Here is a 23,365-nt window from a genome sequence, read left to right as displayed (position 1 = left end):
AGCAGGCTCAGACCTGCGGGCCACCCCCTCCCGACGCTCAGGACCCTGCGCGCGGGTCGGCCAGCACGTCTCGCCAGGAGTGCTGCGGCTCGTAGCCGAGCATCCGGCGGGCCTTCTCGACCGAGTAGAAGGTCTCGTCGCGGCCCATCTCTCGGCGGACGTGGACGCCGTCGTAGAACCGCTCGATGATCTCCGACGTCGTCGCGGCCACCGACATGTCGGCATTGGCCACGTTGAACATCTCGAAGCCGAGCCCGTCGGTCTCCAGGCACTTCAGCACCATCTGGCCCAGGTCGCGGGTGTCGATGTAGGCGAACAGGTTGCGCCGCCGCAGCGACGGGTTCTCGAGGAAGGCCGGGAAGAGCTCCTCGTACTCGTGCGGCTCGATGACGTTGTTGATGCGCAGCCCGTAGACGTCGGCGCCCGTGCGGGCGTGGAAGGACCGGGCGACGACCTCGCCGGCGACCTTCGACATCGCGTAGGAGTCCTCCGGCACGACCGGGTGCTCCTCGTCGACGGGCACGTACAGCGGCTTGCGGTCGCCCTGGCCGAAGCAGATGCCGTACGTCGTCTCCGAGGAGGCGAAGACGACCTTGCGGACGCCGAGCCGGGTCGCGGCCTCCAGCACGTGGTAGTGCGCCAGGATGTTGGTCTCGAAGGTCACGGAGTCGGCCGCCAGCAGCGGGGCGGGGACCGCGGCGAGGTGGACGACGGCGTCGTAGGCGGAGCCGTGCGTCAGGTCCAGGCCGGCGTCGTCGAAGTCGGCGTGGGTGGGCACGCCGGCCAGCGCCGAGTACGTCTGGCCTGCGTCGGTCAGGTCCACCCGCAGGTCGACGACGTCGGGGTGGCGCAGCGGCGTCAGGTCCGCGTTGACGACCTGGTGGCCCTGCGAGGCGAGGTAGGGGGCGACGTGGTGACCGGCCTTGCCGCTGCCGCCGGTGAGGAAGATGCGCATGGACTCCAGCCAACCCGCGCGCCGTCGTCGTCGCACGTCCGAGACCGCGGCACGGCGGACGAGCGCCGACCGCCGGACCGCGGGGGCGAGCTCGCGGCGCCCCGAGTCCGACGTACGGACGCTTCCGGCCGCGCCGGACCCGCCTTTCGTCAGACTCGACCACTTCCTCAGGCTCGGCGGTCCCCGCCGGCCCCCTCCAGCCGCAGCGCCAGGCGCGGGCACATGCGGACGGCGCGGCGGGCGTCGGGCAGCGCGGCGGCGGGCACCGCGACGCCCTCGCGCCGAGGCCAGGGCGCCGGGCCGACGCCGGGCGCGCCGCCGACGCCAGGCTCGCCGCCGGACTCCGGGTGAGGGCCAGCGGCCACGGGGTAGCCCCACGGGTCGGCCGCCAGCACCTCGGGCAGCAGCTCGGCGCACAGGCCGCGGCCGTCGCACGCCGTCCAGTCCACGTGCAGGGACGCCGCGGGGCTCGCGGCGTCGGGACGCGCGCTCATGCCGCCACCTGCTCGCAGCGGCCGGCGAGGTGGGCGGCGACGTCGCCCGGCACGGCCGCCAGGGCGCTCGCGACGGTCCCGGCGGCACCGTCGGGGTGCGCGCACGCGCCCCGGCCGACGACCAGGCCGACGGCCTCTTGCAGCCGTGCCAGCCCCTGCGCGTCGGCGGTGCCGGCGGCGAGAGCCTCCACCAGGGCCGCCAGGTGCGGCAGCCCACGCCAGCACGGCCCGCACTGGCGCGCGGAGGAGTCCGCCAGGTAGCGCGCGACCACGGCCGTCGTCCTCAGCACGCACGTGCCCGTGGTCGCCGCCAGCAGCACGCCCGCCCCGGGGGTGGCGCCGACGGGCGCCAGCCCCTCCGGCGTCAGCGCACGCCCGCGGCAGGCCGCCAGGGGGAGCCAGGTGCCGGCGTAGCCGCCCACGAGGACGGCGTGGGTGCGCGCAGGCAGCGTCGGGTGCGCGGCGGCCAGCGCGTCGACGACCCGGGCGCCCGGGGGCAGCTCCAGCGCACGGGCCTCGAGGTCCGGCGCGCTGACGCTCACCAGCGGGCCGGGGGTGGGCAGGCCGCGCGCGGCGAGGGCCAGCCGGGCCAGGGTCTCGGCGTTGAGCACGAGCGCCGGGGCGCCCGCCACCTCCACCGGCCCCCCGCTGCGGGGCCGCGGCCGGGGCAGCGCCGGCCCGCCCTCGGCGGCCCGGGCGACCGCGCTCTCCTGGCCGGCGACGTAGGCCCGCTCGACGACGACGAGCCGCACGGGCACCGGGTCGAGGTCGGCGCGCTCGCTGGCCGCGGCGGCCAGGGCGTCGAGCCCCAGGCCGGGGTGGGCGTGCACGAGCGCCTCGCGCGCGCCGACCGCCCGGGCCGCCAGCTGCAGCCCGTCGAGCACGAGGTGGGGCCGGGCGGTCGCCAGCGCGGCGTCCTTGCGGCTCAGGGGCTCGCCCTCGGCGGCGTTGGCGGCGACGAGGGGCGCGCGGCCGGTGCGCCGTGCGCGCTCGCGGACGGCGTCCATCTTCACCGCGGTCGGCCGCCAGGCGCCGCCGCGGCCGCGCAGACCCGCGGCGCGGACGAGGTCCAGGACGTCGTCCGCGGTCGCCGCCGGCACGGGCCCGAGGAGACCGAGGCGGTCGGCCAGCCGGGGCGCCGGCGCGCCGAGCAGCAGCGGGCGCACGGCACGTCCGGGCGCAGCCGGCGGGGGTGCGGCACCAGCGACCGGGAGGGGGGTGAGCAGGCTCATCGGGGGGCTCCTGCGGGGGTGAGGGAGCGGCGGGGGGCGGTGCGGTCGGCCTCGGCACGACGGGCGGAGCGGGTGGTGGCGCGGACGGCGAGGGCGGCCACGAGGAGCAGCGCGCAGGCCGCGGTGACGGCGAGCATCCAGGCGCTCGTGCCGTCGGTGCCGACGCCGACGCCGACGCCGTGCGCGACGGCGAGCGGCCAGCAGGCGTAGGCGGCCAGGTGCACCGCCCGCCAGGTGCGCAGGCGCAGGTGCGCCCGCAGCAGCGAGGTGACGACCACCGCGACCATGACGTCCACCGCCAGCGCGCCCAGCCCCACCCACAGCGGCGCGTAGGCGGAGACGAAGGGCACGACCGCGGCCAGCGGGCTGACGTCGACGTAGCCGTCGGCGACGACGCTCACCACGTGCACGACGAGCAGCACCAGCGCCAGCAGGGCGGCGTCGCGGTGCAGCAGCTGGACGGCGAACCGTGGCACCCCGGCCAGGCGCAGGCCGGCGCTGGTGGCGATGCCGGAGGCCAGCACGAGGGTGAGCAGCACGAGCAGGACGACGCCCGTGGCGCGGGCCAGGACCCACAGCGGCGAGGTGGCGATCAGCTCCACGGCGTCCCTCCTGCGGATGCGGCCGGGCCCGGTCTCGTGGTCGCCGGCCCGGTGGTCGCCAGGTCGGCGGTCGCAGGCCCGGTGGTCGCCGGCCGGGAGAGGGCGGGGTCGTCGTCGTGCTCGGCCGGCCAGGTGCCGACCAGCTCGACGCGCCCGCCGTCGGTGACGAGCCGCGCGGGCAGGCCCAGCGCGGCGAGCCAGGCGGCGCCGGCGTGCCCGCGGACGAGCGCCGCGGTGCTGGCGGTGCCCGCCTCGACGCAGCTCGCGGCGGCGACGGACGCCGTCGCCCACACGGCCTGCACCGGCAGCCCGCTGCGCGGGTCCAGCAGGTGGTGGGCGCGACGGGTACCGGTCGTCCACGTGCGCGAGCGCGTGGAGGAGGTGGCCAGCGCGCCACCCGCGGCCAGCCGGACGGTCGTGGCCGGCCCGGGGCCCTCCGGCCCGTCGTCCTGCACCCGGACCTTCCAGCCGCCGTGCGGCGCCGGGCCCGCGGTGGCGATGTCGCCGCCGAGGGCCACCAGGACGCCGACGCCGAGGCGCTCGGCCACGTCGGCGGCCGCGAGGTCGGCGGCGCGCTCCTTCGCGGTGGCGCCCAGGTCCAGGCGCAGCCCCGCCGGCACCCTCAGCACACGGCCGTCCAGCTCGACGTCGCCCCAGCCGCTGGCCGGGCGTGGCCGAGGGCGTGGGACGCGCACGGGGACGCCGGCGCTCGTGCCGAGCTCGGCCCAGTCCCGGTCGTAGCCGAGGGCGTCCAGGGCCGCGGCGAGGGTCGGGTCGACGTCGCCGTCCGTGCGGGCGGCCGCCGTCAGCGCGGTGGCGACGAGGTCGGCCAGCAGCGGGGTGACCTCCACCGCGCCGCCGGCCTCCTCGGCGCGGGCCAGCTCGCTGTCGGGGCGGAAGCGGCTGCAGGCCGCGTCGACGGCCGCGAGCCGGTCGGCGACGAGCCGGGCGGCCCGGTCGGGTGCGGCGGGGTCGTCGCGGGCGTCCTCCTCGCGCAGCACCACGCGGGCGGTGGTCGACCACGCCGACCACTGCCGCACGGCCGCCGTGACGGGCAGCCGCTCCACCAGCGGGGCCATCACGAGCCGCCCGAGCTGGCGCCGGCGCCGCCGGTGCTGCCGCTGCTGCCCGAGGAGACCGACGTGCTGCCCGGCGTCCACGTCGACCCCGAGCTGCTGCCCGAGGAGGTGCTGCTGCTCGTCTGGTCTGACGACGTCCCGGTGCTCGTGCTGCTCCCGGTGTCTGTGCTGGTCGACCCCGTGCTGGTCGACCCGGTGGTGCTCGCCTCGGTGCTGCTGGTGCTGCTGGTCGCGGCGACGACGGCGACACCGGCGGTGCCGACCACCATCGCCGCGGCGAGCCCGCCGGCCGCCCTGCGCGCCCACCGCCGTCCGCGGGCGCGCAGGGCGGTGCCTGCTGCGCCCGCCGCTCGTCCCCGTGATCGTCCGGGTGCTGCTCCCATGACGTCCGTCCCTCCTGCCGGCGGGACTGCCTCGCCGGTGGGACGAGCGTGGGCCGGCACGCACAGCGGCGGCCCTGCGGACGCTGTGGCGACCCTGTGCGTCGTCGCCCGGGGGCGGGGTGCGGGGTGGGCGGCTCCCGCCTACCGCAGCGTCAGCACCTCGACGCCGTCGTCGGTGATGGCGATGGTGTGCTCGCTGTGGGCGGTGCGGCAGCCGGTGACGCTGCGCAGGGTCCAGCCGTCGGCGTCGGTGACGAGCTCGTCGGTGTCGGCCATGACCCAGGGCTCCAGGCACAGCAGCAGGCCCGGGCGCAGCCGGTAGCCGCGGCCGGCGCGGCCGGCGTTGGCGACGTGGGGGTCCTGGTGCATCGTCGAGCCGATGCCGTGGCCGCCGAACTGGGTGTTGACGCGGTAGCCGGCGCCGGTCAGGACGGTGCCGATGGCGGCGGAGAGGTCGCCGAGGCGCGCGTCCGGCCCGGCAGCGGCGATGCCGGCCTCGAGCGCCCGCTCGGTGACCTCGACGAGCTCCGCGCTGCCGGCGGGCCGCGCGTCACCGACGACGAAGCTCACCGCCGAGTCGGCGGCGATGCCGTCGAGGGTCACGGCGAGGTCGAGCGTCAGCAGGTCCCCGTCGGCCAGCCGGTAGTCGTGCGGGAGCCCGTGCAGCACGGCGTCGTTGACCGAGGTGCAGATGTAGTGGCCGAACGGGCCCCGGCCGAAGGAGGGGGCGTAGTCGACGTAGCAGGAGACCGCCCCGGCGTCGAGGATCATCTCCTTCGTCCAGCGGTCGACCTCCAGGAGGTTGGTGCCGACCTGCACCCGCTCACGGACGGTGCGCAGGATGCGGGCGACCAGGGCGCCGCTGGCGCGGGCCCGGTCCAGCTCGGTGGGGCTGAGGATCTCGATCACGTGCCCTCCAGGCCCGCCGACGGTGAGACGGGCGCCGACGCTACCGGCCGCTGGGGTCGGCTGGCCCGGTGGCTGGCCCGGTGGCTGGCCCGGGGGTGCCGGGGGCGTCCGAGGGGTAGGAGTAGCGCGTGCGCTCGTCGTCGGCGGAGTCGGCGGCGTAGACGTACGCGACGGTGAGCGTCTCCTCACCGGTGCTGCGCAGGCCGTGCAGACAGCCCGAGGGCAGGTAGACCATGCTCCCGGCCCGGACCGGGACCTCCTGGCCGTCGAGGTGGACGACGCCCTCGCCGCCGGTGACGACGTAGACCTCGGTCGCCTCGTGGCGGTGCCGGCCGAGCCACCCCCGGGCGGGACCCGCACGAGCCCCGCCGTCAGCGTGTCCGAGGGCGTGCCGTCCCCGACGGGCGAGGTGTAGGACAGGACGCCGCGGCGCTCGTCGTCCCAGCCGTACCACTGGCCGTCGTCGACGTGGGCGACGAAGGGGCTGCTCATGCCCAGATCCTCGGGTCTCCCGCGACCTCAGGCCTCCCGCGACCTCAGGCCTCCCGCGACCTCAGGGGACGGGCGCGTCCCGACGGTCCAGGGCCTCGTGCCGGTCGGCCGCCGTCGGGGCGGCGCCGCGCCGGCGGTGCCGCTGGGCCAGCACGAGCAGCGCGGCGACCCAGAGCGCGCCGGCGAGCCACGGGGTCGCCGGGCCGAGGGCGTCTGCCGCGCCGCCGAGCGGTGTGTCGTACCCGACGCGCTGCAGCAGCCAGCCGGTGGCGGCCAGCGCCGTGAGCACCGCCGCGGCGTCCCGCAGCGGCCGGTAGGCGCGCGTGCGCGCCAGCACCATGAGCGGCGGCAGCACGAGCAGCACGACGGCCAGCTGCATGATCTCGATGCCCACGTTGAAGCCGAGCAGGGCCAGCACGAGCTGGCCGCCCCGCAGGTCCATCTCGGTGAGGGTGCTGGAGAAGGCGAGGCCGTGCACGAGGCCGAACAGGCCCGCGACGAGGGGCTCGCGGCCGGGGAACAGCGGCCGGGCCGCGTGCGCGGCGGCGACGAGGATGCTGACGGCGATGGCCGCCTCGACCGGCTGCTGCGGCACCGGCAGGCCCAGCGCCCCGGCGGCCAGGGTCACCGAGTGGCCGAGCGTGAAGGCCAGGGTGACGGCGGTGATGCGCCGGACCGCGGCAGGGGTGCCCACGACGCCGTCCCAGCGGCGTCGTCCGGTGACCGAGATGACCAGGAGCGGGGCCGGCAGCAGCAGCGTCAGCAGGAAGAGCTGGTGGTCGGTGCCCTCGGCGATGTGGGAGACGCCGAGCTGCACCATCCCGGAGAAGCCGGCCCACCCCGTGCCCGCGCCGGTGAGGTCCACCGGGAGCGGGGCGACCTCGCCCGTGACGGTGTCGACGGCGATGGTGCCCAGGGCGGACGCCGACCCTTCGCCGGTGGCCGTGTCGGTGTCGGTGTCGGCGGCGAGCAGGACGAAGATGTCCGCGGTCACGACCTGGTGGATCACCGCGTCGTAGTCCAGGACGAAGGTCCGCAGGTCGCCCGGGTCGTCGGGGGTCAGGGTCAGCGTGGCCGTCACCGCGGCGAACTCGCCGGTGCCCCACTGCTCGACCTGCGTCGTCGCCACGTCGGAGGCGGCGACGTCCCACGCGTCCTCGCCCGTGGTCACTGCCACGTGGCCCTCGAGGTAGTCCGCCACCTCCGCGGCGGCCGGCGCCGAGAGCGGGCTGCCGTCGGTCGGCACGTCGACGCCGCTCGCCGTCACGAGGTCAGCCGCCGGCAGGACGACGTCGGCGACCACCTGCGCCGGCTCCTCCTGCACGTGCAGCGTGAGGGTGGTGGACGGGACGACGTGGGCCGAGGCCGGGGCGGCGGCCAGCAGGACCACCGCCCCGGCCAGGAGCGCGCCGGCCGCCCCGGCGAGCCGACGACCTCGAAGGAGCGGGCCGAGCCGTCGGGGCCGGGTCGTCGCGCGGGTCGTGGGGGCGGCCGGGGCGGCGGTCACGTCAGGAGGTGGTGCCGGCGTAGTCGGTCACCTTGTCCCGCCAGACGGCGTGCGGGTGGGCGCCGTCGAGGACGACGCCGTTCTGCTGGGAGAACTCGATCCACACCTGCGGGCCGTCGACGCGGACGTAGTCGCCGATCTCGGTCATCGCCGTCGAGCCGGCCCAGGAGACGTAGGTGTCGTCCAGCTGGCTCTCGTAGGTGGCGAGGACGGCCGCGGCGTTCTCGTCGTCGATGTCGCCGACGTAGGTCTGGACCGCCGCCAGCAGCAGGTCGCGCTGCTCGTCGGTGAGCTCGGAGCCGGGGATGCCCTCGGCCGTCTCCGGGAAGGCCCAGTCCTCGCCCGGGCCCAGCAGCAGGTCGTTGTAGGAGGAGCTGAGCTCGGCCGTGGCCAGCTGGTCGTCGTCGAGGGACTCCAGCAGGGCGTTGAAGGCCGCGGCCTCCTGCTGCTCGGGCTGGACGGTGGTGCCGTCCACCTCGACCGTCTCGAAGGGCTCGATGCCCCGGAAGGACGGCGTGGCCCCGGCGAGCTGGCCGTCGACGTAGGTGTTGGCGATGGCCAGGTGGTGGCCGCCGAACTGCAGCCCCCAGGTGCCCGAGTCCGACGGCGTCCCGAGGAAGGCGACGAAGAATTGGCCCCGGCCGTAGGCGTCGCCGCCGCCGTTGTCGGCGAGGTAGTCGTCGGCGGCCAGGTGCTGCACGACCTCGTCGTAGCCCTCGTCCGGGGCGGACCCCGTGACCCCGTCCAGCAGCGCGTCCAGGGCCGCCCACTGCTCGTCGGTCAGCGAGTCGGTCTGCAGGCCCACGCGCCCGCTGCTCGTGCTCCCGCCGCCCCCGCCCGGGCCCCCGCCGCCGCCCAGCAGGGAGTTCGGGAGGTTGGACCAGTTGGCGGCGTTCTCGAAGGTGTACTCCTGCTCCAGGGCCTCCTGCTGGTCCTCGTCCAGGGTGGCCGAGAAGGCCTCGGCCAGCGCGACGACGTCACCGCTGCCGGCCGTGGCGGTGGAGGAGGAGCCGGAGGTCGAGGTCGAGGTGGAGGTGGAGCCGGCGTCGTCGTCGCTCGTGCTCCCGCTGCACCCGGCGAGGGCGAGCGCCAGGGCGAGGCCGGCGGCGGAGGCGGTGGGCCAGAGGTGCCGGCGCGCGCCGGCCGTCCGTGCGGTCATGGTGCGGAGCGAACCGCCGCCGGCTGGGAACTGCCTGCATGTCTGCTGGGCGGTCCAGGTCGAAGACCGTCCCGCCTTCGGTGCTGCGGCTCGTCTACGGCCCCGGGGAGATCTCCGGCGAGCGCTCCTACGACGACGTCGCCCGGTCCGGCGACGGCCCTGCGGCCGGCTGACGCCCCGCGCCAGGACCCCGCGCCAGGACGCCCCCGCGCCAGGACCCCCCGCGCTAGGACTCCACGCGCATCCGCCGCAGCAGCCAGAGGAAGTACGGCGTGCCGAGCAGCGCGACGACGAGGCCGGCGGGCAGCTGGGCCGGGGCGAGGGCCACCCGCCCCACGAGGTCGCCGAGGCCCACGAGGACGGCACCGAGCAGCACCGCCAGGGGCGCGAGGACGGCGTGCCGCTTGCCCGCGAGCAGGCGGGCGGCGTGCGGCGCGACGAGCCCGACGAAGCCGACGACGCCGATGCCCGCCGTCGCGACGGTGGTGAGGACGACGGCGGTGCCGACGTGCAGCAGCCGGGCCCTCGGCACGTCGACGCCGAGGACGCGCGGGGTGACGTCGTCGAGCTGCAGCAGGTCGAGGTCGCGGTGCGTGCGCGCCCAGACCACGAGGGCGACGAGGAGGACCACGACCATCGGGAGGAGCCGGCCGAGCGTCGTGCCGTAGGTCGAGCCGCCCAGCCAGGTCAGCGCCGTCACCTGGTTCCAGGGGTCGGTGCGCAGGACGAGCAAGGTCGTCACCGCCGCCGCCCCGGCGCCCAGCCCGATGCCCACGAGGACGGTGCGCAGCTGCCCGCCGCGGCCCGCGACCGTGAGCACGACCGCCGCGACCGCGGCACCCACGCCCGCGGCGGCGAGCACCAGCAGGTCGCTGCGCGCGGGCGCGGTCGTGATGACGAGCACCGCCCCGAGCCCTGCGCTCGCGGAGACGCCGAGGATGCCCGGGTCCGCGAGCGGGTTGCGCGTGACCGCCTGCACGAGGGCGCCCGCCAGCGCGAGGCAGGCCCCGGCCAGCAGGGCGGCACCGACGCGCGGGACGCGCGAGCCGAGGATGACCTCGACGCGCGGCGCGGCCACCCCGCGCAGCCAGTGGGCGACGTCGCCCAGCAGGACGAGGCTGTCGCCGAGCAGGACTCCCGCCACGGCGACGGCGACGGCGAGGCCGGTGACGACGACGAGCAGCAGCCCGGGGTGCCGGCGTCCCCAGGACGTGCCGGCGCGCAGGCCGGCCAGGCTCTCGCCGTCGCCGCTGCCCGGCAGGCGCTGGGCCAGCAGCACGAGGAAGGCGGCGCCGACGACGCTCGTGAGGACGCCGGTCGGGACCGTGACGCCGGAGACGGGGCCGAAGAGCATGCGCAGCAGCACGTCGGCGCTGAGGACGAGGGCGACGCCGGCGCCGGCGCTCGCGGTGAGCAGGACGCGCTGGTGGCGCAGCGCCCGCACCCGCCGCGACAGCAGTCGCAGCAGCGCGGGTGCGCAGAGGCCGACGAAGCCGACGGGCCCGGCGACGGTGACCGAGCAGGCCGCCAGCACGACGGCGAGCGCGACGACGAGCCGGCGGGTGCTGGCCACCGGCACCCCGAGGGCGCTGGCCTGGTCCTCCCCGAGCTGCAGCAGGTCGAGCCGCCGACCGAGCACGAGCACCGCCGCGCCGGCGGCCACGAGGACCGGGGCGACGGCGGTCGTCGCGCCGAGGCCGTTCTGCGACAGCGAGCCTGCGCCCCAGGCGTACAGGCCCTGGGTCTCCCACGGGAAGAGCAGGAGCACGGCCGAGGTGACCGAGGCCAGCCCGAGGGTGAGCACCGAGCCGGCGAGCACGAGCCGGACGGGCGAGAGCGTCCCGCCCGAGAGCCCGATGACGAGCGCGGCCGCGGCCAGGCCGCCGGCCGAGGCGAGCGCCAGGTCGAGGTACGGCCCGCCGGCCACCCCGGACGCCGCGGCGAGGGTGAGGGCCAGGTAGGCGCCGGCGCCCACCCCCGTCGTGTCCGGGGAGGCGAGCGGGTTGCGCGAGACCGACTGCATCGCCGCGCCCGACGTCCCGAGCGCCGCACCGACGACCAGCGCCGCGACGACGCGCGGCAGGCGCGACTCCAGCAGCACGGCGCCGGCCTGGGGCAGGTCCGCGCCCGCCGCCGCCGCCCACAGGTCGGCGACCGACAGGTCGGCGGTGCCCTGGGTGAGGTGGACGGCGACCGCGCCCAGCAGCCAGGCGCCCACCGCGACGCCGACGAGGACCGTGCCGCCGGTCGGGCGCCCGCGGGCAGGTGGGGCGGACGACGGCGCCCCCGCCGCCGTCGTCCCGCGCCGCTCCTGCGCCTCGACCCCGCGCACCCGGCTCCTCCCCGACCTCTCCACCTGCCCGTCCCGCCCGGCTCAGCCGGCCTGGGTCGTGAGGACCTGCGTCACGTCGTCGCTGAAGTCCGCCAGGGACGCCGGCCCGCCGTAGACCCAGATGCCCTCGGCCGCGGCGGAGACCCGCCCGTCCTGGACGAAGGGCAGGCTCGTCCACACCGCGTTGTCGCCCAGGTAGGACTGCACCGGGTCCTCGCTGTCGCCGTTGGCCCACCAGAGGAAGAAGGTGTCGTCGGGCAGGGCGGTGAGGCCCTCGACGTCGATGCTGGACAGGCCGTAGCCCGCGTCTCCCTCCTCGGTCCACGCGGGTTCGAGGCCCATCGCCGTCATGACCGCCTGCGGCGCCGACCCCGGGCCGTGCATGCGGACGGTGACGTTGGCGCCGTCGGCGAAGGGGGACGTGAAGACCACCGGCGTGCCCTCCAGGCCGGCCTCGGCGACCGTCTGGGCGTTCTCGGCGAGGCGCTCCTCCATGCCCGCCACCAGCGCGTCGGCCTCCTCCTGCGCGCCGACGGCGGTCGCGATGGTCTGCACCTGCTCGGTCACCGCGCCGAGGGGGTCTGAGGCGTCGGCGTCACCCACGAGCAGCACGGGGGCGATCTGCTCCAGCTGACCGAGGACGCCGTCGGGCACCGAGCGCTCCACCCCGACGACGAGGTCGGGCTGCAGGTCGGCGATCTGCTCGACGCTCGGCTCGGTCCGCAGGCCGACGTCGGTGGGTTCGGTGCGCAGCGGGGCGGACTCCCCGACCCAGCTGGTGTAGCCCTCGACGTCGGAGAGCCCGACGACGTCGACCCCGAGGCTCGTGAGGATCTCGGCCTGGCCCCACTCCAGCGCGACGACCTCGGTCGCCGGGCCGTCGGGCAGGACGACGTCCGCCCCCGCGGCGTCCTGGACGACCACGGCCTGCCCGCCGGAGGACGCCGAGGCGCCCTCCTCGGCGGGCTCGACCGGGTCGCTCGTCGTGCCGCACCCGGCGGCGAGGGCCAGGAGGGCGACCGGGACGAGGGCGCCCGCGCGCAGGAGGCGGCGGGCGGGAGGGCGCGTGCGCATGGGGGTGCTCTTCCTGACGTGGTGCGAGGTGGTGCCTCGCAGGTGGTGGTGGGCGGGGCCGGTCGGGACCGGCGTCAGGCGACGCCGAGGTCGCGGGTGCGGCCGAGGAGCGGACGGGCCCGCACCCGCAGGGCGCCGTCCTCGGGGTCGGTGGTGACGCGGACGGGGATCTCGTAGACCTCCGAGAGCACCTCGCCCGTGAGGGCCTGCGCCGGAGGGCCGTCCGCGACGACGCGGCCGCGGGAGAGGACGACGACGCGGTCGGCGACCTCGGCGGCGTGGTCGAGGTCGTGCAGCACGACGCCGACGGCGACGTGGTGGCGGTCGGCGAGGGAGCGCACGAGCTCGAGGACCTCGACCTGGTACCGCAGGTCGAGGTGGTTGATGGGCTCGTCGAGCAGCAGCACCTCGGTGTCCTGGGCCAGCGCGGCGGCGACCCACGCCCGCTGCAGCTGCCCGCCGGACAGCGTCTCCAGCAGCAGGTGCTGGCGGTCGGCGAGCCCGGTGAGCAGCAGGGCGCGGTCGACGGCCGCGGGGCCGCCGGGGTCGGTGCCGCGCCAGCCGCGGCGGTGCGGGTGCCGGCCGTAGCCGACGACGTCGCGCACGGTGATGCCGGCCGGCGTCGGCCGGTGCTGGGCGAGGAGGCCGACGCGCCGGGCGAGCTCACGGGTGCCGAGCGCGGTGACGTCGCGGACGTCGGGCAGGGACACCCGGCCCTCGGAGGGCACGACCAGACGCGACATCGCCCGCAGGAGCGTGGACTTGCCCGAGCCGTTGGGTCCGACGAGCGCCGTGACGGCACCCCGGACGAGGTGGACGTGCACGCCGTCGACAGCCGTGACGTCTCCGTGGCGCACGCGGAGGTCCTCGGTCCGCAGCGCCCACCCGTCCCCGGTCATGAGGTGAGGCTACCCATACTTGACGGGTGCTCGGTCCGGCGGTGCCGGTCGTCTCACCGGGCGGTGCGGACCTGCTCCAGGCGCTCGAGGCGGAGCCAGCCGGACGGCGTCCGGTCGCCCTCAGGAGGCGGCGGCGCCTGCGGCGGCCGGTCGACCGCGGCCAGCAGGTCGAGGTCGAGGCCCGTCATCGCCGCGACGTCGGGCACGGGCACCTGGAAGGTGCGGAAGGGCCCGAGCGCCGGCGGCGCCTCGTCCCCGGCCACGGGCTCGCCGGGCCCCGGCTCGGGGACGAGCACCTCCTCCAGCTGCGGGCTCTGGTCGAGCACGTACGCCGTCGCGGCGAGCCCGCCGGCGTCGCGGAAGGCGGCGACCTTGAAGAAGCGGCGGGGGACCGCGACGCCGCGGTAGAGCGGGTCGTCCTCGGCGAGGACGGGGCCGGTGAGGACGACGAGGCGCCGGTCGAAGGTCGCGGCGTTGGCGAGCAGGTGGTCCTCCAGGCCCAGCCAGAGGTCACGGCCCTGGTTGAAGTCGGACGCCTGCGGCGCGCAGTTGGGGAAGAAGAAGGTGTCGACGTTCGCCGTCGCCGCGTCCTCGCCCCACACCGCGGCGCGGCGCCGGACGAGGTGGCCGCGGTCGAGGTCGTTGCGCGCGTAGAGCGCGTCGTCCGTCTGCTCCTCGGGCGCGACGCGCGGGTCGCGCCGCCAGGAGATGCCGGCCCGGTCGAGGTCCCGCAACGACTCGCCGTCGATGCCGACGCCCGTGACGGCGGCGAGCCGCCGGTCGGGCCGCAGGAGCACCTCGAAGTGCGTGTAGCGCAGGAGCACGGTCGCGACGGCCGGGTCGCGCGGGCGCGGCAGCGGGACGCGGACGCCGAGGAAGTCGGGGTCGAGGCCCTGCCGGTCGGCGAGGTCGTCGTCGAGGGCGGGGAGCGTCACCGCCCCAGCCAAGCAGGCGCCCGCGCCCAGGTCAGCCACGTCGGGCTGACAGCGTCTCGACAGGCGCTCCGCGCAGCCTTCTCGCAGAGGGCGGAGGCGCCGCCCGGGCAGAGGAGGAGCCGTGGGCAGGAAGCTCATGACCATGACGGTCGCGGGGGCGCTGCTGCTGGGGGGCGGCGCCGCGGGTGCCGCGACCCTCGCCGGGCCGGCGGTCGCCGCGGCCGCGGACCAGGCGGGCGAGGCCTCGACGTCGCGCGCCGAGCGGATCGCCGCCGCCCTCTCCGGGCTCGTCGACGCCGGCACCATCACCCAGGCGCAGGCGGAGGAGGTGGCCGAGACCCTCGCCGAGCAGCTGCCCGGCCGTGGCCACGGCGGGCCCGGTGGTGAGATCCGTGGTCGCGGGCTGCCTGGTGGCCTGGTCATGGACCTCGACACCGCCGCGGAGGTCGTCGGGCTCTCGGAGGAGGAGCTGCGCGCCGCGCTGGCCGAGGACGGCGCCACGCTCGCCTCCGTGGCGCAGGGCCAGGGCGTCGCGACGGAGGACCTCGTCGACGCCCTCGTGGCCGCGGCCGAGCGGCACCTCGACGAGGAGGTCGCCGAGGGCGGGCTCACCCAGGAGGAGGCCGACGAGCGCGTCGACGGGCTGCGCGAGCGCGTCCAGGCCGCGGTGGAGCAGGAGCTGCCCGCCCGGGGGCGCCCGGAAGGGTGACGCGCACATGGGATGAGGGCGGCCCTCCAGGGGCCGACCGGGTGTGCCGAAGGACACGGCATGGTCACGACGCCGCGCGCCACCTTGATCTTGGCGCCCACCTCGGCCGGCGGCTCATGGTCGACCGGTCGCCGCAGGGCTCGGGGGCGCGCCACGACGCTGGCGCTCGCCGCCCTCCTCAGCTTGTCCGCGCTCGGCCCGGGGACCACGGCCTCCGCGGCGTCGACCATCCCGGCGTCGACCATCCCGGCGTCGACGGACCCGGCGTCGACGACGGACGAGCACGTCCACGACGACGGCTCAGCCCAGGACGTCCTGGACAGCCTCGCCGGGGCTGACGTCGCCGGCCCGGGAGCCACCGCTCCGAGGCCGAGCTCAGAGTTCCGCCTGCAGGCGGTGGTGCCCACGCCCCGCCCGGTGTCGACGTACAGCGGGGCGCCGGAGCCGGCCGCGCGCTACGTCGCCCAGGTGGCGTGCGACCCGGTGGACCGCGCCGGCATCGTGGCGCTGCGTGACCTGCTCGTCCGCACCTACGGCGGGCGGGCGAGCTTGTCCCGCCTCTGCCAGGCCTCTGAGAGCCAGCACTACGACGGCCGGGCCGTCGACTGGCCGAACCGGGCGGACGACCCCGCCCAGGCGCAGCGGGCCGCGACGCTGATCCAGTGGATGGTCGGCCCCGACGCGCAGGGCGTGAAGGCGGGCAACGCCCGCCGCCTCGGCGTCATGTACATCATCTGGGACCGCAAGATCTGGTTCGCCACCACGGGCACGTGGAAGGCCTACACCGGTCCGGTCCCGCACACCGACCACGTCCACTTCTCCCTCGGCTGGGACGGGGCCATGGGGCGGACGTCCTTCTGGACGGGGAAGACGCTGTCCGGCTACGACTACGGGCCCTGCCGGCTCTACGTCGGCGAGCCGGTGCCCCGCTACACGACTCGTAACACCTCGCCGTGCCCGGCACCGAGCCCAGCCCCAGCCCCAGCCCCAGCCCCAGCCCCGGCCCCGGCCCCGGCCCCGGCGCCGGCCCCGGCGCCGACGTGCCCCCCGAGCGTCAGCAGCGCGAGCGTGAGGACGACGAGCGAGTCCTCGGCGGGGTCTCGTCGCGGCGGGTACCGCGAGCTCGTGGCGGGCGAGGGCGGCGCCGAGGTGACCGGGGCCTGAGCCGGACCCGGCCTCGTCGGCCGTGGCGGGGCAGGGCCTTGGGCTGGGCCGCGTCCGAGCAGAGTCGAGGCTCGCCGCGTGACCGTGCTGCGTCCCGTGCCCCTCTTCGCCGCCCTCGACGGCTTCCGCCCGACCGGCCCCGACGTGCTCGGGGAGCTGCTTCGCGTCGTCGGCGTCACGGTGATCATGCACGCACCTGGGGGGTGAGGTGCGAGATGCCGTGACCCGCGGCCTGGCGCAGGGTGCTGCCATGACGAAGCAGCGGCCCGAGGGCCTGGACGACGTGTGGGACGACTGGCAGGACGCCGTGAACATGACCCCGAAGCAGCTGGAGGAGTGGCTGGAGACGGACGAGTCGAGGTCCGTCGGCGACACCGGTGGCAAGGGCGAGTCGACGGGGCACGAGAGCGGCCGGCGGATCGTGGAGATCCAGCGGACGAAGAAGGACGACCTCACCGACGACGACGTCGCGCACATGCACAAGGTCGTCGGGTACGTGCACCGGCACCAGGCGCAGAAGCCGAAGCACGACGTCGAGCACTCCAAGTGGCGCTACAGTCTCATGAACTGGGGCAACGACCCGCTCGCCTAGGAACGCCTCTCGCGCAGCACGTCCTGGGCCCCGTCACCAGGGCGTCGTCGTCCCACCGCCGTGCCGTCCCGCGCCTTTCACCGGGGCTCCACCCAGTGGCCGCGCTCCCGGGCGGCCCTGCTGCTCGACTTCTCGTGTGCAGCCAGCACACGGGGGCCGAGGCACCGCAGGACCCTCCCACCGCCCTGGACGGGAGCTCGTGGATGACGCAGGAGACGCACGGCGCACGGCAGCAGGACCAGCGGAAGGGCCAGGGGGAGGGTGCCCCCGAACGGCGGGACGGCGGTGACGGCGAGGTCTCGCGGTGGGGCCTCACGGGGCGCTCGCTCCACGTCGCCGAGGCCCTCGCGCTGCTCGCCCTGGTGTGGGTGCTCATCACCGCCGTCTCCGCCATCGGCGACGGCTTCGACGCGGCCGTCGGCGGCCAGGCGGAGGAGCTGTTCTCCTTCGCGACGAACCCCTTCGTCGGACTGGCCATCGGCATCCTGGCGACTGTCCTGACGCAGTCGTCCTCGACGACGACGTCCATCGTGGTGGGCCTGGTCGCCGGCGGTCTGCCGATCTCCGTCGCGGTCCCGGTCCTCATCGGCGCGAACGTCGGCACCACCATGACCAACACCATCGTGAGCTTCGGCGCCGCCCGGCGTGACGACGACTTCCGCCGGTCCTTCTCGGCAGCCAGCGTCCACGACGCCTTCAACCTGCTGGCGATCGCCGTGATCCTGCCGCTCGAGCTGCTCTTCGGCATCCTCCAGCGGGCCTCGGACGCGCTCTCGGAGGCGCTGTCGGGGACGGAGGGCGGCGTCCTGCCGGCCGTCTTCGGCGGCATCGGCGAGGTCGTGAGCGTCATCACCGAGCCCGGCAACGACCTGCTCACGGCCCTCACCTCGCCGCTGGGGTCGGTGGCGCAGGGCATCGTCCTGGTCGCCGTCGGCGTCGTGCTCATCCTCCTGTCGGTCACCTTCATCGCCCGCCTGCTCAAGACGGTGATGACCGGCCGCGCGGAGCGGCTCTTCGACCGCTCGGTGGGCCGGGGGCCCGTCGCCGGGCTCGCCGCGGGGGCGCTGCTGACCCTCATGGTCCAGTCGTCCTCGACCGCGACCAGCCTGGCCGTGCCCATGGCGGCGGCCGACAAGATGTCGCTGCGGCAGGTGTACCCGTACACGATCGGCGCGAACGTCGGCACGACCGCCACCGCCGTCATCGCCGCCTTCGCCTTCACGGGGGCGGAGGCCACGCTCGCGCTCCAGGCCGCGCTCGTGCACCTGCTCTACAACGTCCTCGCGCTGCTCCTCATCTTCGTCAACCCGCTGCTGCGGGAGGTGCCGCTCCGGCTCGCGAGCTGGCTCGGGGAGATGGCAGCGCGCTCCCGCGTCTTCGTCGTGGTCTGGGTGCTGAGCGTCTTCGTGCTCGTGCCGGGGGCGCTCGTGCTCGTCAGCGACGCCGTCGGCGGCTGACGGGACCCGCGGGCGAGGCCGTCGACGGCTCGCGGCCTCCCGTCACCGGCCGCGACGGCGGAACTGCCCCGGTGTCTCGCCGGCGAGGCGGGCGAACTGGCGGGTGAAGGACGGCTGGTCGTAGAAGCCGCAGGCGGCGGCGACCTCGGCCAGGGGCGTCGTGGTCGTCGTGAGCAGGTCGGCCGCCCGGTCGATCCGGGTGCGCAGGACCAGCTGGCGGGGCGAGAGGCCGAAGACCTTGCGGACGCGCCGCTCGAGCACGGCGGGGGAGCAGCCTGCCGCCGCGGCCATCTCGGCGGACCGTGGCGGGTCGGCCACCCGGGCCTGCACGAGCTCGACGACACGGGTCAGCCCGAGCAGCGTGGGGTCGCTGTCGTCCGTGCGCAGGTCCTGGCTGATGCTCACGAGCCCGAGCACCACGTCGTCACCACCACGCACCGGCAGCTTGGTCGTGAGGTACCAGCCGGGCGGTCCGACCTCGCGGCGGATGAGCTCCAGCTCGTGCCGCAACGCCCTCCCGGTGGCGAGCACCGCGGCGTCCTGCTCCTCGTACCGCTCGGCGAGCGGCCGGGCGAAGAGGTCTGCCGCGCGCAGCCCGACGACGTCACGGCGCGAGCGTCGGCCGGTCCGGCGCACGAAGGCGTCGTTGACGGCGACGTAGCGGCCTGCGGCGTCCTTCGCGCAGAACAAGACGTCGGCGGCCTCGTCGAGGAGGTCGAGCAGGGCGCTCGCCAGCGCGGGCGCGGGCCACCCACCGGGCGTCTCGGGGCCGACCGGGAGGCCGGTGCCGCTCCCGGCCCCCCGCTGGTCCGCAGGGGTCGTCATGGGAGTGGTGAAGGTACAAGACGGATCGCGGGGCAGCCGCGATCCTGGGTCCATGACGCTCACCGAGCCCTCCGCCACGACGGCCCGGGCGGCGGCGACCGCCCCGCCGCCCCGCGCGGCCGCCCGCCGCGACCTGCGCCAGCAGCAGGAGGCGTGGCAGGCCGCGCTGGCCTCGGTGCCCACCGCGCCGGCCGACGACGTGCTCGAGCGGTGCGTCGAGGCCGCGCTGGCCCGCGCCGACCGCTGGGTCGCCGCGACCAAGGGCCCGCAGGCGGCGGCGGAGAAGAAGGCCACCGAGCGGCTCGCCTCGCTCGTCCACGACCCGGCCGGGGTCGACATGACGATGCGCTTCGTCGACAAGGTCGCCCGCCCCGAGGACGACGCCGTCGCGGCGCGCGAGCTGAACGCCATGGTCGACGCCGCAGCAGACGGTGGCCTGCCCGACTTCCTCTCCGTCCCCGACCGCCTCATGATGGCCGCGGGCGCGCGCGTGGCCCCCCTGCTGCCGCGGGTGGCGATGCCGCTGGCGCGGGCCAGGCTGCGCCAGCTCGTGGGCCACCTGGTCGCCGACGCCGGCGACCGGCCGCTCGGCCGGCACCTCGCGAGGGCGCGCAAGGACGGCGTCCAGCTCAACCTCAACCTCCTCGGCGAGGCCGTGCTCGGGCACGAGGAGGCCGACCGGCGCCTGGCCGCGACGCGGGCCATCGTCGAGCGCGAGGACGTCGACTACGTCTCGGTCAAGGCCTCCTCGGTCGCCGCGCAGCTGGTGCCCTGGGACGTCGAGAGCAGCCGTGACCGGCTCGTGGAGCGGCTGCTGCCGCTGTACCGCCTGGCCGCGCAGCGATCCCCGCACGTCTTCCTCAACCTCGACATGGAGGAGTACAAGGACCTCCACCTGACGATCGACGTCTTCGAGCAGCTGATCTCCACGCCGGGGCTGGAGCAGCTGGAGGCCGGCGTCGTGCTGCAGGCCTACCTGCCCGACGCGCTGCCGGCGCTGGAGCGCGTCACGGCCTTCGCCCGGGCCCGGGTCGAGGCCGGCGGGGCGCCCGTCAAGGTGCGCCTGGTCAAGGGGGCCAACCTCGCGATGGAGCACGTCGACGCGCAGCTGCACGACTGGCCGCAGACGCCGTACACGTCCAAGGAGGACGTCGACGCCAGCTACGTGCGGCTCCTCGACGTCGCGCTGACCCCCGAGTGCACGCGGTGGGTGCGGGTCGGCGTCGCGAGCCACAACCTGCCCGACGTCGCGCTCGCGGTCGAGGTCGCGCGGGCCCGCGGCGCGCAGGACGGGCTCGACGTCGAGATGCTCCAGGGCATGGCGCCGGCGCAGGCACGCGCGGTCAAGGCCGACGCCGGGCGCCTGGTGCTGTACACGCCGGTGGTCCACCCCGAGGACTTCGACGTCGCCGTCAGCTACCTCGTGCGCCGGCTGGAGGAGAACGCCGCGCCGCAGAACTACCTGTACGCCCTCTTCGCGCCCGAGTCCGCCGGCGGCGCGCCGCTGGCCGACCAGGTGCAGCGCTTCCGCGACTCGGTGCGCCGCCGCTTCGAGGTCGGCGCCGGCCCGCGCCGCACGCAGGACCGGCTCGCCGAGGAGGCCGGCGGGGGCCGGACCACCGGCTCCGCGCCCGACCAGGTCGCGGCGTTCACCGGCGAGCCGGACACCGACCCCTCGCTGCCGGCCAACCGGGTGTGGGCGCAGCAGGTGCTCGCCCGCGACCCCGGGCCGGTGCGCTCGCCGCTCGTCACCGACGTCGCCGCGGTGGACGCGGCCGTCGAGCAGGCCCGGTCCGCGGCGCAGACCTGGTCGCGCACGCCGGCGGCCGAGCGCGCCGCCGTCCTGCAGCGGGCGGGGGACCTGCTGGCGGCCCGGCGCGGCGACCTCGTGGCCGTCATGGCGCACGAGGCGGGCAAGACGGTCGCCGAGGCCGACCCCGAGGTCTCCGAGGCCGCCGACTTCGCCCGCTACTACGCCGCGAGCGCCCACGACCTCGAGCGTGTGGAGGGGGCGGTGTTCACGCCGGCCCGCGTCGTCGTCGTCACGCCGCCGTGGAACTTCCCCGTCGCGATCCCGATGGGTGGGGTGCTGGCCGCGCTCGCCGCGGGGGCCGCCGCGGTCATCAAGCCGGCGCCGCAGGTGGTCCGGTGCGCCGAGGTGGGGCTGGAGCCGATCTGGGCGGCGCTCGCCGAGGCCGGGGCGCCCGAGAAGCTCGTGCAGCTGCTGCGCACCGACGAGGCCGACGCCGGGCGGCGCCTGGTCACCCACCCGGTGGTCGACGCCGTCGTGCTGACGGGCGCGTCGCAGACCGCGCGGCTGTTCCGCTCGTGGCGACCGGACCTGCGGCTGCTCGCGGAGACGAGCGGCAAGAACGCGCTCGTCGTCACGCCGTCGGCGGACGTGGACCTGGCCGTGGCCGACCTCGTGCGCTCGGCCTTCGGGCACGCCGGCCAGAAGTGCTCCGCCGCCAGCCTCGTGCTGGCCGTGGGGTCCGTGGCCCGCTCGCAACGCTTCCGCCGCCAGCTCGCCGACGCCGTCCGCTCGCTGCCCGTCGGCTGGGGCACGGACCTCTCGACCGTCATGGGCCCGGTCGTCGAGCCGCCGACCGGCGACCTGCTGCGGGCGCTGACGACGCTGGAGCCGGGCGAGAGCTGGCTCGTGGAGCCGCGGCAGCTCGACGAGAGCGGGCGGTTGTGGTCGCCCGGTGTCCGTGAGGGCGTGCGGCGCGGGTCGTGGTTCGCGACGACGGAGTGCTTCGGGCCCGTGCTCGGCGTCGTGGCCGTGGAGTCGCTCGAGGAGGCCGCGCAGGTCGCCCGCGAGACCGGCTACGGGCTCACCGGCGGCATCCACTCCCTCGACGACGCCGAGGTCGAGCGGTGGCTGGAGCTGGCGCCTGTCGGCAACGCCTACGTCAACCGCCACATCACCGGCGCGATCGTGCAGCGGCAGTCCTTCGGCGGGTGGGACGGCTCGGCCGTCGGCCCGGGCGCCAAGGCGGGTGGCCCGAACTACGTCGCCCAGCTGGGCACGTGGGCCGGTACCGGGGCGGCGCCGGCGACGGGCGGGCAGGCGCTCTCGCCCGCGGTGACCGCCGTGCTGGCCGCGACGACCGACCGGCTGCCCGGCAAGGACGCCGCCTGGCTGCGCGCGGCGGCCGCCTCGGACGCCCTGGCGTGGGCGCAGGAGGTCGGCGTCGAGCACGACCACACCGGGCTGGAGGTGGAGGACAACGTCTTCCGCTACCGGCCGCTGCCCTTGCTGCGGGTGCGGTGCGGCCCGGGGGCGACGCCGCGCGACGTCGCCCGCGTGCGCCTCGTGGCCGCCCGGGCGGGCACGCCGCTGGAGCTCAGCGTCGCGCCGGGCGCCGAGGAGCTGCGGGCGCTCGCCGCCGCCGGGGCCGACCCGGCGCCGCGCGTGCGCGTCGTCGTCGAGGACGCGACGGCGCTCGGGGCCCGGCTCGGGGCCGGGGAGCGGCTGCGGGTGCTCGGCGGGCTCGAGGACGACGTCGCCGTCGCGGCCGCGCAGGCCGGCACGAGCCTCGTGCCGGGCCCGGCGCTCGCCGCGGGCCGCCGCGAGCTGCTCACCGTCGTCCGCGAGCAGGCCGTCAGCCGCACCCGCCACCGCTTCGGCCACGTCCAGCGCCCGTCGCCCGCCCAGGACGCCGCCCAGGCCTGACCTCTCCGCCCGCCCCCGTGTCGAACGTGCGTTCGACACGGGGCTCGCGACGGGGCACCATGGCGGCGTGGCAGGGGGCATGACGGCGGGGCGCGGGTCCGGGCGCGGGCAGCCGGTGGCGCGCACCGCAGCCGGCGGCGCGCTGCTCGGGCGCCCGGGCACCCACGTCCCCGCGGGGACGCGGGTGCCCTCGGGTCCCTCGGCGCCGCCGCCGCAGGAGGTGCCGGCCCCGCCCGACGAGGAGGCCCCGCCGCCCGCGCCGGCGGCGCGGGGTCGCCCGGCCGACCCGCGGGAGGACCCCCCGGGGGGCCCCGCCGAGCTGCGCCGGACCCACCGGCACTGCTGGGTGCTGCCCGAGGAGGGCGACGACGCCGAGGAGCCGCTCGCCGGTGTCGTCGCCCAGTGGCGGCCGACGTCGGCCGGGTGGCTCGCCCGCGTCGTCTACGCCCTGGGGGACGAGGAGACCGCCACCGTCGTGGAGTCCTGGCTCTCCGCCGACCAGCTGCGCCCCGCGTGACCGACCTGGCCTGACCGACCCCGCCTGACCGACCTGGCCTGACCGACCTGGCCTGGCCGGTGGCCGGGCCTCCACCGTGCGGCGCGCCGGCGGCGCTGGGAGGCTGCATGACCACCCGGGCGCCCCGACGGGCGTCCACCCAGCCCCCCAGGAGGTCCGCGTGCTCGTCCGCCCCCGCTCCGGCCGGATCGTCGCCGGCGTCTGCGCCGGCCTCGCCGACCGCTTCGGCGTCAGCCGCACCCTCATGAGGCTGGTCTTCGCCGTGCTCGTGCTCGCCGTCGGGATGTCGCTGCTCGTCTACCCCGTGCTCTGGATCATCATGCCGGCCGAGGGGTCGCCCCGGGACGTGCGCCCCACGACGAGGTAGCCGCCG

At 76.7% G+C, this 23,365-nt stretch carries 23 protein-coding genes; 8 read left to right on the top strand and 15 right to left on the bottom strand.

Going from position 1 to position 23,365, the window contains the following annotated elements; genetic code table 11:
* Window positions 1-37 precede the first annotated feature (37 nt).
* The 14 genes from WDV86_RS08015 to WDV86_RS07950 form a co-directional block, all read right to left on the bottom strand.
* Window positions 38-955 (bottom strand): NAD-dependent epimerase/dehydratase family protein, encoded by a 918-nt coding sequence (locus WDV86_RS08015; protein WP_339567092.1) that lies wholly within the window; start codon window positions 953-955, stop codon window positions 38-40.
* A 167-nt stretch (window positions 956-1,122) separates the two neighbouring features.
* Window positions 1,123-1,449 (bottom strand): ferredoxin, encoded by a 327-nt coding sequence (locus tag WDV86_RS08010; RefSeq protein ID WP_339567091.1) that lies wholly within the window; start codon window positions 1,447-1,449, stop codon window positions 1,123-1,125.
* Window positions 1,446-2,681: an NADH-ubiquinone oxidoreductase-F iron-sulfur binding region domain-containing protein gene (locus WDV86_RS08005; RefSeq protein WP_339567090.1), complete on the bottom strand. Its 1,236-nt coding sequence runs from the start codon at window positions 2,679-2,681 to the stop codon at window positions 1,446-1,448. Before WDV86_RS08005 ends, WDV86_RS08010 begins: the two co-directional genes overlap by 4 nt.
* Window positions 2,678-3,283 carry a ferric reductase-like transmembrane domain-containing protein gene (locus WDV86_RS08000; protein ID WP_339567089.1) on the bottom strand — a complete coding sequence of 202 codons (606 nt, stop codon included), beginning with the start codon at window positions 3,281-3,283 and terminating at the stop codon, window positions 2,678-2,680. Before WDV86_RS08000 ends, WDV86_RS08005 begins: the two co-directional genes overlap by 4 nt.
* Window positions 3,274-4,443 (bottom strand): FAD:protein FMN transferase, encoded by a 1,170-nt coding sequence (locus tag WDV86_RS07995; RefSeq protein WP_339567088.1) that lies wholly within the window; start codon window positions 4,441-4,443, stop codon window positions 3,274-3,276. The genes WDV86_RS08000 and WDV86_RS07995 overlap by 10 nt, the downstream gene beginning before the upstream one ends.
* The gene (locus WDV86_RS07990) at window positions 4,362-4,745 is read right to left on the bottom strand and encodes a hypothetical protein (protein WP_339567087.1); all 384 of its coding nucleotides are present in this window, start codon (window positions 4,743-4,745) and stop codon (window positions 4,362-4,364) included. The genes WDV86_RS07995 and WDV86_RS07990 overlap by 82 nt, the downstream gene beginning before the upstream one ends.
* A 141-nt stretch (window positions 4,746-4,886) precedes the next feature.
* On the bottom strand, window positions 4,887-5,654 hold the full coding sequence (gene map, locus WDV86_RS07985; RefSeq protein ID WP_339567086.1) for a type I methionyl aminopeptidase: 768 nt from the start codon (window positions 5,652-5,654) through the stop codon (window positions 4,887-4,889).
* A 40-nt stretch (window positions 5,655-5,694) separates the two neighbouring features.
* A complete protein-coding gene (locus WDV86_RS07980; protein WP_339567085.1) occupies window positions 5,695-6,108 on the bottom strand; it encodes a cupin domain-containing protein in 414 nt (137 codons plus the stop codon).
* Window positions 6,109-6,207: 99 nt separating this feature from the next.
* Window positions 6,208-7,653: a HupE/UreJ family protein gene (locus WDV86_RS07975; protein ID WP_339567084.1), complete on the bottom strand. Its 1,446-nt coding sequence runs from the start codon at window positions 7,651-7,653 to the stop codon at window positions 6,208-6,210.
* Between the two features lies 1 nt (window position 7,654).
* Window positions 7,655-8,812 (bottom strand): DUF3500 domain-containing protein, encoded by a 1,158-nt coding sequence (locus WDV86_RS07970; protein ID WP_339567083.1) that lies wholly within the window; start codon window positions 8,810-8,812, stop codon window positions 7,655-7,657.
* A gap of 226 nt (window positions 8,813-9,038) precedes the next feature.
* Entirely contained in the window at window positions 9,039-11,144 is a 2,106-nt protein-coding gene (locus WDV86_RS07965; protein ID WP_339567082.1) for an iron ABC transporter permease, read from the bottom strand.
* 42 nt (window positions 11,145-11,186) lie between these two features.
* Window positions 11,187-12,218 (bottom strand): iron-siderophore ABC transporter substrate-binding protein, encoded by a 1,032-nt coding sequence (locus tag WDV86_RS07960; protein WP_339567081.1) that lies wholly within the window; start codon window positions 12,216-12,218, stop codon window positions 11,187-11,189.
* 74 nt (window positions 12,219-12,292) lie between these two features.
* Window positions 12,293-13,117, bottom strand: coding sequence for an ABC transporter ATP-binding protein (locus WDV86_RS07955; protein WP_339567080.1), 825 nt, complete (start codon window positions 13,115-13,117; stop codon window positions 12,293-12,295).
* A 53-nt stretch (window positions 13,118-13,170) separates the two neighbouring features.
* Window positions 13,171-14,052, bottom strand: coding sequence for a DNA/RNA non-specific endonuclease (locus WDV86_RS07950; RefSeq protein WP_339567079.1), 882 nt, complete (start codon window positions 14,050-14,052; stop codon window positions 13,171-13,173).
* A 121-nt stretch (window positions 14,053-14,173) separates the two neighbouring features.
* Between WDV86_RS07950 and WDV86_RS07945 the strand changes: the two genes are divergently transcribed.
* From WDV86_RS07945 to WDV86_RS07925, 5 genes are all read left to right on the top strand, one after another.
* Entirely contained in the window at window positions 14,174-14,761 is a 588-nt protein-coding gene (locus tag WDV86_RS07945; RefSeq protein ID WP_339567078.1) for a hypothetical protein, read from the top strand.
* 60 nt (window positions 14,762-14,821) lie between these two features.
* Window positions 14,822-15,925, top strand: coding sequence for a hypothetical protein (locus WDV86_RS07940; RefSeq protein WP_339567077.1), 1,104 nt, complete (start codon window positions 14,822-14,824; stop codon window positions 15,923-15,925).
* Between the two features lie 78 nt (window positions 15,926-16,003).
* Window positions 16,004-16,132, top strand: a complete 129-nt coding sequence (locus WDV86_RS07935; protein ID WP_339567076.1) for a hypothetical protein — start codon at window positions 16,004-16,006, stop codon at window positions 16,130-16,132.
* 43 nt (window positions 16,133-16,175) lie between these two features.
* Complete coding sequence (locus WDV86_RS07930) at window positions 16,176-16,517, top strand: DUF3140 domain-containing protein (RefSeq protein WP_339567075.1); 342 nt, start codon at window positions 16,176-16,178, stop codon at window positions 16,515-16,517.
* Between the two features lie 203 nt (window positions 16,518-16,720).
* The gene (locus tag WDV86_RS07925; RefSeq protein ID WP_339567074.1) at window positions 16,721-17,974 is read left to right on the top strand and encodes a hypothetical protein; all 1,254 of its coding nucleotides are present in this window, start codon (window positions 16,721-16,723) and stop codon (window positions 17,972-17,974) included.
* 42 nt (window positions 17,975-18,016) lie between these two features.
* On the opposite strand, the gene WDV86_RS07920 is transcribed toward WDV86_RS07925, so the two are convergent.
* Window positions 18,017-18,799 carry a helix-turn-helix domain-containing protein gene (locus tag WDV86_RS07920; RefSeq protein ID WP_339567073.1) on the bottom strand — a complete coding sequence of 261 codons (783 nt, stop codon included), beginning with the start codon at window positions 18,797-18,799 and terminating at the stop codon, window positions 18,017-18,019.
* A gap of 52 nt (window positions 18,800-18,851) precedes the next feature.
* On the opposite strand from WDV86_RS07920, the gene WDV86_RS07915 reads away from it, so the two are divergent.
* The 3 genes from WDV86_RS07915 to WDV86_RS07905 all read left to right on the top strand — a co-directional run bounded on the left by WDV86_RS07915 (window position 18,852) and on the right by WDV86_RS07905 (window position 23,359).
* Window positions 18,852-22,475, top strand: a complete 3,624-nt coding sequence (locus tag WDV86_RS07915) for a bifunctional proline dehydrogenase/L-glutamate gamma-semialdehyde dehydrogenase (protein ID WP_339567072.1) — start codon at window positions 18,852-18,854, stop codon at window positions 22,473-22,475.
* Window positions 22,476-22,542: 67 nt separating this feature from the next.
* Window positions 22,543-22,992 (top strand): hypothetical protein, encoded by a 450-nt coding sequence (locus tag WDV86_RS07910; protein ID WP_339567071.1) that lies wholly within the window; start codon window positions 22,543-22,545, stop codon window positions 22,990-22,992.
* 160 nt (window positions 22,993-23,152) lie between these two features.
* A complete protein-coding gene (locus WDV86_RS07905; RefSeq protein WP_339567070.1) occupies window positions 23,153-23,359 on the top strand; it encodes a PspC domain-containing protein in 207 nt (68 codons plus the stop codon).
* Window positions 23,360-23,365 lie beyond the last annotated feature (6 nt).

Source organism: Pseudokineococcus sp. 1T1Z-3 (assembly GCF_037482365.1).
Classification (GTDB): domain Bacteria; phylum Actinomycetota; class Actinomycetes; order Actinomycetales; family Quadrisphaeraceae; genus Pseudokineococcus.
Note: the sequence above shows the minus strand (reverse complement) of the source record. Positions and strands in the feature narration are given on the sequence as shown.